The organism is Sphingomonas endolithica (assembly GCF_025231525.1).
Classification (GTDB): Bacteria; Pseudomonadota; Alphaproteobacteria; order Sphingomonadales; family Sphingomonadaceae; genus Sphingomonas; species Sphingomonas endolithica.
The window spans coordinates 2,533,006-2,547,500 of record NZ_CP103057.1 but is presented as its reverse complement, the minus strand read 5'-3'; the positions used below and the strand labels follow the sequence as shown (position 1 = coordinate 2,547,500).

The 14,495-nt window shown below is 63.9% G+C and carries 7 protein-coding genes, 1 tRNA gene and 2 rRNA genes (1 of these 10 running past the window's edge); 7 read left to right on the top strand and 3 right to left on the bottom strand.

The genetic code is table 11. The features are described from left to right. The 3 genes from NV382_RS11935 to NV382_RS11925 form a co-directional block, all read left to right on the top strand. Positions 1–1,108: ribosomal RNA gene (locus NV382_RS11935) — 23S ribosomal RNA — on the top strand; it begins 1,684 nt to the left of the window's first position. 226 nt (positions 1,109–1,334) lie between these two features. Beyond that, positions 1,335–1,449 (top strand): 5S ribosomal RNA (rrf, locus tag NV382_RS11930). Between the two features lie 80 nt (positions 1,450–1,529). After that, positions 1,530–1,606: transfer RNA gene (locus NV382_RS11925), tRNA-Met, on the top strand. Positions 1,607–2,119: 513 nt separating this feature from the next. Here the strand turns inward: NV382_RS11925 and NV382_RS11920 are convergent. From NV382_RS11920 to NV382_RS11910, 3 genes are read right to left on the bottom strand one after another with little or no spacing between them, the layout of a single operon-like run. After that, positions 2,120–4,948: an AAA family ATPase gene (locus NV382_RS11920; protein ID WP_260596970.1), complete on the bottom strand. Its 2,829-nt coding sequence runs from the start codon at positions 4,946–4,948 to the stop codon at positions 2,120–2,122. A gap of 20 nt (positions 4,949–4,968) precedes the next feature. Continuing rightward, complete coding sequence (locus tag NV382_RS11915; protein ID WP_260596969.1) at positions 4,969–5,586, bottom strand: hypothetical protein; 618 nt, start codon at positions 5,584–5,586, stop codon at positions 4,969–4,971. After that, positions 5,583–7,418, bottom strand: coding sequence for an ABC-three component system protein (locus NV382_RS11910; protein ID WP_260596968.1), 1,836 nt, complete (start codon positions 7,416–7,418; stop codon positions 5,583–5,585). The genes NV382_RS11915 and NV382_RS11910 overlap by 4 nt, the downstream gene beginning before the upstream one ends. Positions 7,419–7,875: 457 nt before the next feature. Here NV382_RS11910 and NV382_RS11905 point away from each other — a divergent pair, with 457 nt between their 5' ends. From NV382_RS11905 to NV382_RS11890, 4 genes are all read left to right on the top strand, one after another. Beyond that, positions 7,876–11,796, top strand: a complete 3,921-nt coding sequence (locus NV382_RS11905; protein WP_260596967.1) for an NACHT domain-containing protein — start codon at positions 7,876–7,878, stop codon at positions 11,794–11,796. 434 nt (positions 11,797–12,230) lie between these two features. Beyond that, entirely contained in the window at positions 12,231–12,800 is a 570-nt protein-coding gene (locus NV382_RS11900) for a hypothetical protein (RefSeq protein WP_260596966.1), read from the top strand. Positions 12,801–12,895: 95 nt separating this feature from the next. Further along, positions 12,896–13,450, top strand: a complete 555-nt coding sequence (locus NV382_RS11895) for a hypothetical protein (protein WP_260596965.1) — start codon at positions 12,896–12,898, stop codon at positions 13,448–13,450. Beyond that, positions 13,447–13,746 carry a nucleotidyltransferase domain-containing protein gene (locus NV382_RS11890; RefSeq protein ID WP_260596964.1) on the top strand — a complete coding sequence of 100 codons (300 nt, stop codon included), beginning with the start codon at positions 13,447–13,449 and terminating at the stop codon, positions 13,744–13,746. The genes NV382_RS11895 and NV382_RS11890 overlap by 4 nt, the downstream gene beginning before the upstream one ends. The last annotated feature ends 749 nt before the right edge of the window (positions 13,747–14,495 follow it).

The following is a 14,495-nucleotide window of genomic DNA, read 5'->3' as shown; positions in this document are numbered from 1 at the left end:
GACTGTTTAGCAAAAACACAGGGCTCTGCTAAGTCGGCTTCAAGACGACGTATAGGGCCTGACGCCTGCCCGGTGCCTGAAGGTTAAGTGGAGTGGTGCAAGCTGCGAAATGAAGCCCAGGTAAACGGCGGCCGTAACTATAACGGTCCTAAGGTAGCGAAATTCCTTGTCGGGTAAGTTCCGACCTGCACGAATGGCGTAACGACTTCCCCACTGTCTCCAGGACATGCTCAGCGAAATTGAATTCTCCGTGAAGATGCGGAGTACCCGCGGTTAGACGGAAAGACCCCGTGCACCTTTACTGCAGCTTCAGAGTGGCATTAGGAAAGAACTGTGTAGCATAGGTGGGAGGCTATGAAGCGTCGGCGCCAGCTGGCGTGGAGCCATAGGTGAAATACCACCCTGTTGTTTTCTGATGTCTAACCCAGATCCATGAAACTGGATCGGGGACCCTCTGTGGCGGGTAGTTTGACTGGGGCGGTCGCCTCCTAAAGAGTAACGGAGGCGCGCGATGGTGGGCTCAGGACGGTTGGAAACCGTCTGTTAGAGTGCAATGGCATAAGCCCGCCTGACTGCGAGACTGACAAGTCGAGCAGAGACGAAAGTCGGTCATAGTGATCCGGTGGTCCCTCGTGGAAGGGCCATCGCTCAACGGATAAAAGGTACGCCGGGGATAACAGGCTGATAACCCCCAAGAGCTCATATCGACGGGGTTGTTTGGCACCTCGATGTCGGCTCATCACATCCTGGGGCTGGAGCAGGTCCCAAGGGTTTGGCTGTTCGCCAATTAAAGTGGTACGTGAGCTGGGTTCAGAACGTCGCGAGACAGTTTGGTCCCTATCTGCCGTGGGCGTCGAAATTTGAGAGGAGTTGACCCTAGTACGAGAGGACCGGGTTGAACATACCTCTGGTGTACCTGTCGTTCTGCCAAGAGCGCAGCAGGGTAGCTATGTATGGACGGGATAACCGCTGAAAGCATCTAAGCGGGAAGCCTCCCTCGAGATAAGATTTCATAGAGCCGTCGGAGACCACGACGTTGATAGATCGGATGTAGAAGTGCGGTAACGCATGGAGCTAACCGATACTAATTGCTCTATTTGCGCTTGAGAGTCCCACCATCAACGACAACACTGGGTAACACCCCAGCAAGTTGGAAGATCGTGCGGATGATGAAGCTCACGCCTGATAAACTACACCCAAAGCTTCACAGCTGAACGTGCATCGATTAGGGAGCCCATCAAAGTATTACTTTGATGGGACCCTTGAACCTGAATTTGCTCCCGCAAGGGAACCCGCCGGGTAACGCCGGCGGGCCTGTCTCACCGGCTTTATTGCTTGGTGGTTATAGCGTCAGTGCCCCACCCGATCCCATCCCGAACTCGGCCGTGAAACCTGACTGCGCCAATGGTACTGTTGCTCAAGCAACGGAAGAGTAGGTCGCCGCCAGGCATTGAAGCCGGTGATACAAGCAAACACGGATCCAAGAACCCATTCACATGTCACCTACCCTATGTCCCCAACAGGACCGTCGCGGGGTGGAGCAGCCCGGTAGCTCGTCAGGCTCATAACCTGAAGGTCACAGGTTCAAATCCTGTCCCCGCAACCAAACACAGCCCGCAGGTCGAAAGACTTAGCGGGATTTTTGCGTCTGGGGCAGATCAGATTAGGCGCCGCAGGTATCAACCAGGTAGCAAGCTGGCGCGTAGCTGAGCGTATCTGAGCCACGAGCACGTGCCAGCCCAAGTGAGCGCCCCGTACCAACTGCCTTGTGGATCCTGGCTGGGAAGCTGCCTGTCCGCTATCGGGCGGCCAGCCGTAAGAGCGGCCCTTCGTTCAGCCGGTTCGGGGCGGCGGCTATGCGCCCTGAAACCGGTCACTCAGCCGATTGACCCTCGACCTCGAAAGCGGTCGTTCATTTTCCGGCCGATGCGAGCTGTTGCGGTATAAAGGCTGGCGAGGTCTCTTGTCATACTGCGTCACATCAATAGCACTGCCGGGGGCGCGGTGAGCAAAGGGGAAGTAATGGCGGATCTCCGCCTCTTACGTGCCGTTCAACGCTCGCTCAAATGAGATTTAGGGCCGCTTCTTGATCAGCCGGCGGTAGCCGAGACTTCCCCTCTCAATACACCGTCTGCAGTCGAACACCTGTCCGACCGTTGCCATCGAGTTCGATAACCCGCAGCGGCGCGGCGGGGCCGCTGGGCGTCTCGACCAATCCGACCCGGCTGAACTTTTCAATCAAGTGGCGCGCCAGGGGCTTGCTGGCGGTGGTGACGACTAGGTTTAGCGACATGCTGTTCTCGAGCACCGTCGCCCGGAAGATGTCGAGCAGGCCGACGCGATTGAGATCGTCGAGATGGGTGACAGGCTCGTCGAGGAAGAATGTGCCACCCAGGCTTCGCGCCCGCGCCAGGAATAGCGCCAGCGCCAGATCCTGGCGCTGTCCCTGGCTGAAATCCTTGCCGGGATTGAGCTCCTGACCACCGGCATCGGCCAGCCACCGCAAGGGATCGTCGACCTGGCCAAGCTTGATGCGGTCGAAGACGCGGTTGGCGTGCATGCGCGCAAACAGCGGATTCACCGCCCGGCCGAGATCGTTGATCTGCCGGCCGCTGACCTGGACATAGCTGTCGTGAAAGGCGCCGCTGGCCTCCCTGGCAGCGGCGACGCGCGCGCCGATATAGCCGAGGCGCTCGCGCATCGGCTCGACCTCACGCCGCAACCCTTCCAGCCGAGTACGGCGTGCTTCGGCGGTCCAGGCGGCTTGGGCGGCGACCGTCCGCGAAGCGATATCCTCCAACAGCTTTTGCTCGCCCTGTGCCCAATCGCGAGCCACGGCGAGATTGGCTTTCGTCCACTCAGTGTCCGGTGCCGCGGTTTGCCAAAGCTGGCGCAATTTCTCGAGCTCGCCCTGGTGCTGGGCAAAGGCATCGCGGTTGGCGCGCACGGCCTCGGCGGCAACGGCATGGTCTTTGCGGAGTGCATCGCGCCTGTCGCTTTGCTCGGCGAGGTCCTTATCCGCAGCGGCGAGCGCATCGCGGACAACCACCTCACGCTCGCGAATCGGCCCGTCAATCTCGGCTTCGAGCGTGCCCAAGGTTGCGCTCGTGCCGATTATCGGCGCACCGGCCCCCGGCAACGCCGTCGAGACACGATCCCGCTCGCGCAACAACGCCGACAGGGCCGCTGCCGCCGGCAAGGCTAGCGCCAATCGCTCCAACGCCGCGACGCGGTCGGTGTCGCCAACTCCCAGCCGCGCCAGCCGGGGCTTGCGCGCTTCGGCGGCGTGTTCGAGGCCGATGAGTTCGCTCCGCAACAGCTCGACCTGAGCGGATCGGCGCTGCGCGTCCTCAAGCCGCGTGCGGGCCAGCCGCGCCGCTTCACTGCTTGCTGCAGCGGCTTGCTGGGCAAGTCTTTCAACTTCCGGCACGATCGCCAGCGTCGCATTGACCGCGTCGCGCAAAGCGTCGGCGCTCTTCCAGTCATGGCTGCACAAAGGGCACGCGCTGGCGCCGCTGCTATGCTGATGTCCGACCAACTCGCGTCCGGCAGTTTGCAGCCGGGCAAGGGGGCCCGCCGTCGCTTCGTGGAGCTGCTTGGCGCGTTGCGCTTCACCGTCAAGGCGGTTCGCCTCCTCACGCAGACGAGCGAGCGCCTCTTCGCTTGGCACGAACCTGCGTGCATGGGCGAGCTGCGTCCGCAACAGCGCAATGCGCTGATCGGTATCGCCAGCATCGCGCTCTTCGACAAGCGCCGCGCCGGCATCGGCCTGAAGAACAGCAATGGCATCGCTGTCTTGGCTCGCTTGCGGCAGGAGATTGAGCAACTGCGCGACGCTCATCGTGCCAGGCAATGTGCTGGCCTCAGGCAGTCCGGAAAGCGCCCGGTAAAAGGCAGGTACCAACTGCACCAGCCTGGTGCGCGCAGCCTCGAGCATGCGCAAATCAGCCTTGAGGCCATCGCAGCGGACAGTGGCGGCAGCGACGGCGGCGCCGGCTGCCTGGCCCTGTTCGACGATTCCCGCGACCTTTTCGGCCAGCGGCGGGTGTGCCGCTTCGAGTTCCGCAATCGTTGTGCCGAGCCGGTCACGCTCGGGCCAGCGCGTTGCCGAGGCTTCGCTCGCGTCGCGGCGCGTCACGAGAATATGCTGACGGCGGTGACGCTCAAGGTCGAGCGCTTCGATCCGCGCGCCCAGCGAACCTTGCGAGTCGCCGGCTGACACCAAGCCGAGGCGCTGCTCGGCACTGGCGACCTCGGCTGCGGCGGAAACCGTGGTCGTCGGCATGCTCTCCAGTTCAACGGTCAGGCGGACAATCTCTTCGTCACGCCCGGCTATGGTCTGGGCAAGCAGCCGCTCGCGGCTGCCGATTTCAGCGATATAGCGCTCGGCGAGCTTCTCCGCTTCGAGCAGATGCCGAATACCGAGCAGATCGGCAAAGACGTCCTTGCGCCGCTGTATGGTATTGTCGTCCGAATCGACCAGCGTCGCCAACGCCTCGGCGGACAGGAACCGCGTGCCGCGCAGCCAGCCCTGCCGCAGCGGGATCGCGCGCAAGTGATGAGCATCCTCGGCAGCGGCGGCGGGCGCAAGCCGCCCGAGCATGTCGTTAAGGCCAACAATCGGCCCCAAAGCTCCGTCATCGCCCGACATCCGCGCTTGCGTCTCGGTGCCGGTGACCACGCGTTGTAGCCGCCGGGCCGTACCGCGCACATGCAAGTCGGCATCGACCACCGGCGCTTGGTCCGACCGCGAGAATTTTGGAAACAGCACGGCCTGGTCGAAATGGCCCTTGTCGCGCAACCGCTCGACCTGGCCGGTCAATAGCCATTCGGCAGCTTCGCACATCGTCGTCTTGCCGGTGCCATTGGCGGCGAACACCAGGGTCAAGGGTGAGGTGAAATCGAACGCGGCGGCGTCGCCGATGCCGCGAAAAGCTTCGACGCGCATTGTGGAGATCCGCACTCCAGTCATGCTGGTTTCCCTGTCGGTATCGGCGCCTCGGCATCGGCCAACGCCACCGCAGGCGCGCCCTTGCCCTGAAGCTCTTGCCACAGCGCCTCGGCACGATCGCCGATCGCCGGCCAATAGAGGCCGTCGCCAGCGGCAGTAATGGCATCGGGCAAGCCAAGCATGGTCACATCCGCGACCCGTGCCCAAGGGCCGGCACCAGCTGCCAATGCTTCGGCAGAGGACGGCCAGACGAGATGCTTGCGGCAAATGCTGGCAGACAATTCGACCTTGCGAATCTCCTCATCGGCCTCCGGCGCCGGTGCGGTGGGCAGCGCCAGCACCAGATATCCATCCAGCGGTATCGCCGGCGATTGCTCTGCTTGGGACAGCAGGGCGTCGAGCCAGCCCTCGCCTTCATCGGTCGCCCGCGCGATCACTTCACCCTCGTTCGAGGCAACCGGCCAGAGTAGGAGCTTGGCATAGCTGCTCGACCACAGAGCCGCACCGGCAGGCACTTCCGCGGTATCCGCCAATCTTGGCAATTGCGCCTCGCGCGTCATCGCCACCCGCGCGCACAATAGCTCGAGCGCGTCGACGCAAGTGCCGATATCGGGAGGGTTGCCGGTCCCGCTCACGGCAATGCCGCGCCGATCCGCGCCTGTAACGCATTGACCAACGGTGCGTCATCGACCCCTGGCTGATAATCGGCATAGACCGAGGCGACATGGGCAAGACTGACCACTGCCAAGCGCCGCCGTCCGCGCGGCGCGGTGTAATCGGCCGGTCGCGGGGCCAGGCCGCCTCCGGCCCCGGCCGCCGCTACCGGCGCAGAGCTGAAATCGTCGCGCCGGGCTTCGGCCACGACGCCTTCGTCAATGTCGCCGAACCGGGATTGCGCAAGGACCACCAGATCGGGATGTCCGTCGCCTTGCTGTTGCCAGACACTCAACACCGCGCGCATCTGCGCCTTGGTCTTGCGCGCGTCGCGCCAGACCAGCAGGTGCCGGCCGGATTGATCTTGACGCAATTGTCCCTGCCTCGCCGCATCGCCTTGCCACGCGGTGCCTTCGAGCGTTGCCAGCGTCGCCAACGCATGGAAGCCAAATTCAGCGGCCTGTTGCTGCGCCACCTCATGCAGTGCGTCGGGATCGGTGGCCCCAGGACCCGGTCCGTGCAACAGCGCGCTCAGAATCTGCGCCGCCTGGGGCGGACCGCCGTCTGTGAGATGGGCGGCGATCGCAGCGTTCCCGGCGCCTAGCCGTGGCGACCAAGCGGGATCGCCCGGATAGCGGCGCAGGAAGCGGGCGATCTCACAGGCATGGGGCAGTGGCGGCAAGGCCAGCGGCACCGCCAATCCGGTAACGTCAATCGGACAGAGCATCTCGGTGTGCCAGACGAACTTGCCATCGACCGGACCATAAGGCCCCCAATCGGCAACGCCGCTGGTTACCATCGGATCGCACTGGCGAATGACTGCACCAACAACCCCGGCGGTATTGACCCGGCGGCCGCAGGGCAAATTTGCTTGGCCCTTGGTGAGCTCATCCCATTTGCCGAAGACACCGGTCAGGCTGCGCCATTGGTCTTCGGCTTCGCTGGCACGAACCTTGTCGTCGGCGACATTGGCAAGCGCCACCAGCCCTGGCCGCCCGGCGAGCACATGCACCAGCAGTGAGTCGATCGCGCGCACCCAGTTGATATTGTAGCCATGCTGCAGCAGCGATCCGACCACCATTGCCGGCCGGTCGCCGGCTATGCCTTGCAGCGCCTCGCCGATGCGCGCCTGGGCGCTGTCGGGATGATCGCCCGGTAATTGTAGCATGTCGGCGCAGATAAGCGGAAACAGGTCGATATCGTTGAAGCGCAGATGGGTGACCCAGCGCCCAAACTGAAGATCGGGCAGTTCCACTGCCTCGACATTCTGCTCAGCGACCGTCTTGAGATAGGTAATGCAATGGGTCTCGCCAGGCACATGCACCCAGCACCAGCCGCCATTGACGCGGCGGAGCCGGGCAATGCCATTGGCCCCGGCGCCCTCCTGGTCCCAAGCCAAGCGGCGCAGGGTTCGACCGCCACCGGTTGCCGCCGCCGCCCAATCGAGAATCCAGCCGCCCGCCGTCGCACCAAAGCCAGCGATGACGATCAGTGGCCGTGCGGATGCACGGATTGCGGCATCGAGCGCCTCCCAATCGGGCGAACCGAACGCGAATTCCGGAAAGACGACCAACACCGCCTCGTTGCCCGGCGCCATTTCGTTGAGTGCCGCGCCGTTATGCCCGCCGCCCCCGGCCAATAGTTGGACAGCTGCGGCAAGAGCCACCGGGCGGCTGACGTCCGCTGTGATCGAGGCGATCAACGGCTTAGGAAGCTGCGCTAGGCAGACATGCAGCTTCGATTCGACAGTAAGGTTGAGGTCGATCGAGATGGTGTTGACGCGGCCGCCGAACTGATCGGTAATTTCCACCATCCGTGCGCTCGTGTCCCTCCCCGCCCTCTGTAATGGGCTGTCCCTGCAAACGGCCAGCATCTTCGCCGATATTCTGGCCGCTTTAGGCAAACCGCGCCACTGGATAATGCCGCAACGCTTCTTCGCAGCGGCGCAATTGCGGCCATTGTGGCGGGTATGCGGGCCGACCCGGTTCACCTCGCAGGCCTCTGGACCGGGTGAGCCGTTAGTGACGCCATGGTTCTAACGCCCACTTCGGACGAAATAGCACCCTCAAGCTGCCGGTCTGCAACCGGCCCATAGCAGCCGTCAGCTGCGCCCCTCGCGGCGACGACCGCAAATGGCCCATTGCGGTTTGACGGCTTTCGGGGCTCAAAGGCGTCTAAGCGGACGCTGGATCTGCAAGAGTTTCGTCGCCCTGCCCAATGACTATCAAATTGCTATAGCCGGATCGATGTCTTCGCCGCCCAAGAAGCCCATGATTAGAAAGTCCGCGCCCGCCGCGTCGGCAACGATCCGTGCTAAAAAGCCGGGTGGCGGCACCGCCGCAGGTGGCGGGATCAACTTTCAGGCCGCGGTGACGGCGACCGCCGGCGCCCACATGCTGCGGGGCTCGGCAATCGGTTGGCTGCCGGTCAGCGACGTGCCTGTCGCCGTCTGGGCCGAGAGCGAGGGTGCGGGCGATGACGTGCGGCTCGAACTTGCAACCGGGCAGAATGCGGAGGTCCAGGCCAAGAAGGGCCTGAACCGCGGGAAGGCGCTGTGGACATCGCTCGAAGCGATGGTCGTGGCCGTGCGGGATAATCGCCTCGACTACGGTGTGCTGGCGGTCGCGCCCGATTCCAGCGGCACTGTGCGCGAAGATCTGGCAAAGGACCTTCAGCGTCTGGCCCAGGGGCGCAGCGATCACCTGACCGACATCGGTAAGGAACTGCATCGCCGCCTCAAGGCGATCGGCGGCGACTGGGCGGCGGCGTGCCGGCGCATGACCGTTCGGGTGGTCCACGCCCTCGAGGCAGACGGCGCCGACATCCGCGCGGCGAAGGAGGTCCTGCGGTCGGTCTGCGCCGATGACGGCGATGCCGATGCTGCATGGAACGCTCTGTATCAGGACGCGGTGCTTAGGATCGAGCATCGCGGGCGCTGGACGGTCCCGCACCTGCTAGAGGTTCTCGGCAGGGCGGGCATTGCAATCCGGGACGCGCAGTTTCCGGCCTCCGTCTCCAAGAAGCTGGCCGACTGGGTCGCCAGCACCAACCGCGGCTTCACGCTCCCGACGATCCGACGGCCGCTTCCGCTCGACGCGCTGCTGGAGATGCGCACTCTTGGCACCACGATCGACCAGCCGGAGGCGGAAGACGCGGCAACCGCCCTCGCGCGCTATCACGGCGCGTCCGGCTCGCTCGATCGCGACGCTGCGATCTTCGACGCCGAATGGACCGGCCGGTTCAGGCGGCAGGCCGTGGTCGTGGCGGGACCCGGCCTCGGCAAGTCGACGTTGATGACGCTACTCGCCGCCCGCTATGCCGCCGACGGCCTCCCGGTGCTGACCGTGAAGTTGAAACCGGTTGCCGCGGCAATGACCGGCGGGACGGGCTTCGATCAGGCGCTTCGCCAGCAGGCGCTCGCCGGCTCGGGCATGACGCCTGAGCAGTTCGACCGCGCGGCGCTGACGGACCTCGTCGTTTTGGCCGACGGACTCGATGACTGCGGCACCGCGCACGATGCGGTTGCGCGCGCCTTGGGCGCATTCGCGCTTGGCCATCGCGCGGCGCGGGTGATCGTGACGACCAGACCGATCGGCTACACGACATCGGCGCTGGCGGAGTGGCAGCATTATCGGCTCCTTGCTCCCGACAAGGATCATGGCGCGGTCAATCTCGGCAAGCTGCTCGCGGCAGCGCAGGGCGAGAGCGCCGACGCCGACAAGGTCTTCAGGCGCGCAAGGCGGGAACTGGCCCGTTCGCAGGCGGCCGAGACGATCAGCACCAGTCCGCTGCTGCTGGGCATGGCCGCCGCAGTGATCCACGCCAGGGGCGAACTCCCCGACACCCGTCCGCGCCTGTATGCCGAACTGGTCGGCTTGTTCGAAGCGAGCGGCGGCAGCATGACACCCCGACCCGTCGCAGGCGCGATCGCGACACGTGTGCTGGATTGTCTCGGCTGGCTGCTGATGCAGGATCCGCTGGTATCGGTCGAACGCCTCGTGGAGCAGCTCGGCGCCCTGCTCGGCCCGGCGCTCGGTCGCACGCCACTGGCGGCGGTCGAAATCGTCGAGCCGACGCTCGGCTACTGGGAACAGCTCGGCATCATCGAGCGCCTCCATCACGGCGGGGTCGCGTACTGGACCTTCGTTCACAAGAGCTTCACCGAATTCACCGCCGCCCGCCATCTGATGGCGATGGCGGACGCTGAGCGCACGCACGAACTGGATCGTCTGGTCGACGATTCCGACTGGCACGAGGTCGTCGGATTTGCCGGTGGACTGGGCCTCAGCGATGAGATTGCGCGGCTGTTCGTCGATCGCCGCGCTGCCGGCCATGCCGGCCAGATGGAGCGTGCCCTGGCACTGGCGGCAGACCGGGACGCTGCGGTCAGCGACGAGCAGATCCGCCGGCTTGCCGAACTCGCCTTCGCCATGATCGAGGAAAAGGTTCCGGACCGTTTCGACATCGGCGAGGCGCTGGCCAATCTCGCGGAGGCCCGCTCGGCGATCCTCGCGCCGACAGCGTCGGCCCGCCGGGATCATGCGCAGCCTGCGGTCCAGCTGGTCGCCTGGGCATGCCTGGCGGTGGCCGGACCAAACGAGCAGGATGCCGCCGAGATGGCAGCGCGGCTGGACGCACTTCTGCCGACGATCAGCTGGTGCGTTCGCACCTCGCTGCTTGGCGGCCTCCAGCTCGGGGGTCGAAAGGACCGTGACCTGATCGAACGGATCGCGCTGGCAGCACTCGACGCCCAGCCCGCGGCGAACCTTAAGTCGTTCGTGGAAACGCAGCTTGTCCATCAGGCACTGGGCAGCTGGGGTTTCCGGAGCAGGGTCGAGGCGCTGCTGCGCGTCCGGGGCGGCGGCGAACCGGTCAAGCTGCCGTGGGAGCGTTCGACCTCCAAATCGATCTTCGACCTGATGAAGCCTGATGATGCGTGGCGGAACGCTTCAAAGAAGGCGCTCCGCGTTCTTGCGGAAGGTGCGATCACGGCAGGCGGCGAGCCGGCGGACGCCGGCATTCCGCCACGGCTGCCGCAGTTCGGCGCACTCTACGCCCTGTCGAACTTTGGCGAAGTGCCTGCCTATGACATCTACAAATGGAACCGGCCGTTCGACCCCGTCGCGTTACGCACGATCGTGCAGGCCGCCGCCCACGCATCGGCGATCGATTCGCAGGCGCTGGGCGCCGAAGCCGCAGCGGTGATCCGGCGGATCGAGACAGACGATCGCATCGACACCTTTGGTTTCGATCTGCCAGCCGTCGACATCCCCGACCCGGACTGGGCAAAGGCGGCCACGCTGGTGCCGGATCGCGCCATGCTGGTAGCGGCGATGAACCACGGCTCGGAATGGCTGGCCTACCTGGCCGGCAACATCCTGGCAGCCGCGCGCGCGTCACCGGTACAATCGCGCGCATTGCTCGATGGCAACGGTTCGTCGCTCTGGGCAGCGACAGCGGTCGTGCGCGAGCAGCAACCGGTCGACGTGGCGAACGCCATGATCCTGGACCGCCTGTCAGGCCCACTCCCCAGCGGTGCCGAGCACCTGTTTCGAGGGCTGCAGGCCGGTGCGGTCGACCAGTCGCCCGCGGTTGACGCCGCCATTCGCGCCGGACTCGCAAGTTCACACGACCGCGTCGCCGAAGCCGCGGCAAATCTCGCCGAAGCGCTTGCGCAGCGCGGACAGCCGATAGCATCTGCCGTGCTGCTGGAGGGCTATGACCGCTGGACCGGTCTCGAAACCGGCACCCGCGACGGCGTCATCCCGCCGAGTCCGCGTGCAACTCTGCTGAACCTTCTGATTGCAAACGATGCTCTCGGCGAAGATCGCCTGTGGGCAGCCTTGTCCGACACGCGCTCCGACGTCAGAAGCGTCGCCAGCGAGCACGTTATTGCTGCAGTTGCCACATCATCATCGCTACGCCACGCCATATCCGTTGCGGTCAGGACGCGCGCTCTGCCACCTAGGATCGTGGCCAGCGTGCTGGAATCCGAACCACCCTTTAGTTCTGAGCAGGTCGGTATTTTCGAAGCGTTGCTTGGCGACGCAGATGCCAAATGGCGGCGGGCCGGGCTCGAAGTTCTTCGTACAGTTTATCTGAGCAATGAGCGGATCTTGGAGCACGTCGCTATCCTATCTGGGGACGATAACGAAGAAATCAGGAATATAGTGGCAAATAGAACCTCATGAGATCCCAGTCCAGACTCTGGAACTTACTGCGGTAGATTAGTAGATGGGGTGGCCGCGGCGTCGCTTGAACCCGGCACTGCACATCGTCGTAGACTTCCATCGGCTCGGGGCGCATCAGTCAAACCATTCAGCCCGGATACGTGACTTGTCATGCGCGCCGAACGATGCCGAGCGCGTAGCCCTTCGCGCGTTGATCGGCTAGTCTGCGTCGATGGGCGGCGACCGTCGCTGCTTCGCATCGCGAATCGCGCACCTATATCTCGCGAGCTAACAAGTTGCGGTGCGGGCATCGCGCCAGGGGGAGTTGCATGGCCTGTTCTCGTGGTGCGGCCGCGCCGGACGCGCAGACCCAGCGCCAACTATTCGCGGCGTCGGGTGGCTATTGTCAGAACCCAGGCTGTGCCCGTCACCTCTTCGTCGACGCGAACGGACGATTGATCCATGTCGCCGAAATGGCGCATGTTTTTGCCGCGGCCGATAAGGGGCCACGCGCGAACCCGACGCTGAGCGAAGCCGAGCGTGGCGCGTTCGACAACCTCATTCTGCTTTGCGCCAATTGCCACACGATGGTTGACAAAGCGCCCGACGCTTTTCCAGACTCGATGATGCTGGGATGGAAGTTCGACCATGCGAAGAAGCTCGCTGCTGTCTTCGGCGTGACCGAGTTCGCGGACCGGGCGGCCGCGCGCGCTGCGATCGCACCGCTCCTCGATGAAAACCACGCCACCTTTGAGCGCTATGGACCGCACATCGAGGCGGCACGGAATCCCGAGAGCGGCGCTGCCGAGACTTGGCGGCGCAAGATGCTCACCAAGATCCTGCCCAACAGCAATCGTGTGCTTGCGCAGCTCGTTGCCAATCGCGCGCTGCTGCGCGACGACGAACGGGCAGTAGTGGAGGATTTCCGTCACCACATCGATGACCTCGAGGCCCTCCATATCGGCGGCGTCCACGAAGACGCCTCGCGGTTCCCCGCCGCGATGCAAACGATCCTGGAGCACTGACGATGGCAGACAACAGCCCGACGGACTGGGTCGCCAGTCACATCGACGGCCATGGCGGATACAAGCTGGTCAGCCGGACCGCAGAGAAATTCCTGTTGATCGAGACAGGCAGAGGACAGCAGGGCAACGTCGCCGTGATCGGCGCCAAGCCCGTCGTCATGCCCGACGACGTGCGGCCAGTCCTCGCTCACGTTTCCAAGCCCGCCTTCGTCGTCAATATTCCGTCAAGCGCGACCTGGAGCGGACCAGCAATATCGATGGTCCAAGCCGTGCCCGCGGGCTTCGGCTCGCTCGGCGATCTCGGCCGTGCCGCCCGCCAAGGGAATCTGTGGGGATATCGCAACAAAGAGTTCGGATTTTTCGAAGACGCGATCGGTCAGCACGGCAACGTCAGGAACCTTACCAGGCTCTATGACGCGGTGTTTATTGCCGAGCGCTACTTGGGTCCGGCACTTACGATCGCGCTGATCGACGCATATAGCATGAGCGCCGAAGACGTGCGGCGCGCGCGGGCGAAATTCGGGACGTTCGACATCGCGCTTAAGATGTCGAGCTACGGTGATGTCACTTCGGCCGCGACCGCAGCGGCCGTGTCGATGGGTGCCGAGACGATGATGTTTCGCGACCTGATGCGTCGTCTCGGCCAGTGAATCGCGCGCGCCGCATTGCGGCGCTGCGCGACATCGCGTCAGCGCTCGGCCCCCTCGCCGACGACACCGAATGGTACCTGTTCGGCTCTATCGGGCGTGACGAAGCCGGAGCTGCGGATATCGACCTGCTGATCCTGTGCCCGTCCGACGAACGGGCAGATCGGCTACGTGCGGTGATCGACGAGGACGTCCTCGGAATCCCTCTCGATCTGTCGCTTATGACCTTCGACGAAGAGCGCGAGGTCCGCGCCGTCGCGCTGCAACGCGCGCTAAGGATTATTCCTGCAACGGCGTGATCGGATCCGTATCTCGAGCGGATGTACCTTCTCAGCGGCGAGGCCTGATAACTGCCATACGACGGACATGAACTTGCGGCTGGTTTGGAGGAGCTCTCGAGCACGGCTGAATGGCCAATTGTGGGTCATAGCAGCAGCGGGTGGCTGATCAGTTGGTGTCACAACCGTCGGTTGTGACACCAACTCGCAAACGGCTGTTTTCCGCAGAATTCAAGGTGTCAGAAGTCCGCGTCAGATCGCGTGCTGCGTAGGAGATGGCCAGCCATCCATTGCAAGCCCGCCACCTGCGCCCAGCTCATACCTGCCGAGATGAACAAGCGTCCGCTTCCGGGAAGGGGAAAGATGCCGCTGAATGACAGCAAACGGGTCTGAGCGGCCTTCGGGATCCATCATCCCGGCGGGGGATCAGCTCGCGATCGGGGAAGAAAACGCTCGCTCCATCCGGCGGGCAGGCAGATGGTTGCCAAAGTTATCCACAGAAATTTTCAAGGTCTGGGACCGCTGGTCACGCCCATTTTTTTGATGGGACCGCTGGGTTCTAGATCATCGTCGAATAGCGTGTACTTGAGTCGACCAGCGTAGCAACGCTGGAGATATTATGGCAAACAATGAAGCTGAGACCCTGTCGTATTTGACAGAGGAACAACTTGCTGAACGCTGGGGCGTGAGCAAGCGAACACTCCAAGGGCACAGATATCGCGATAAGGGGCGTCCCCTCCAAGCGATGGGTGGTCCGCCCTGGATCTCTA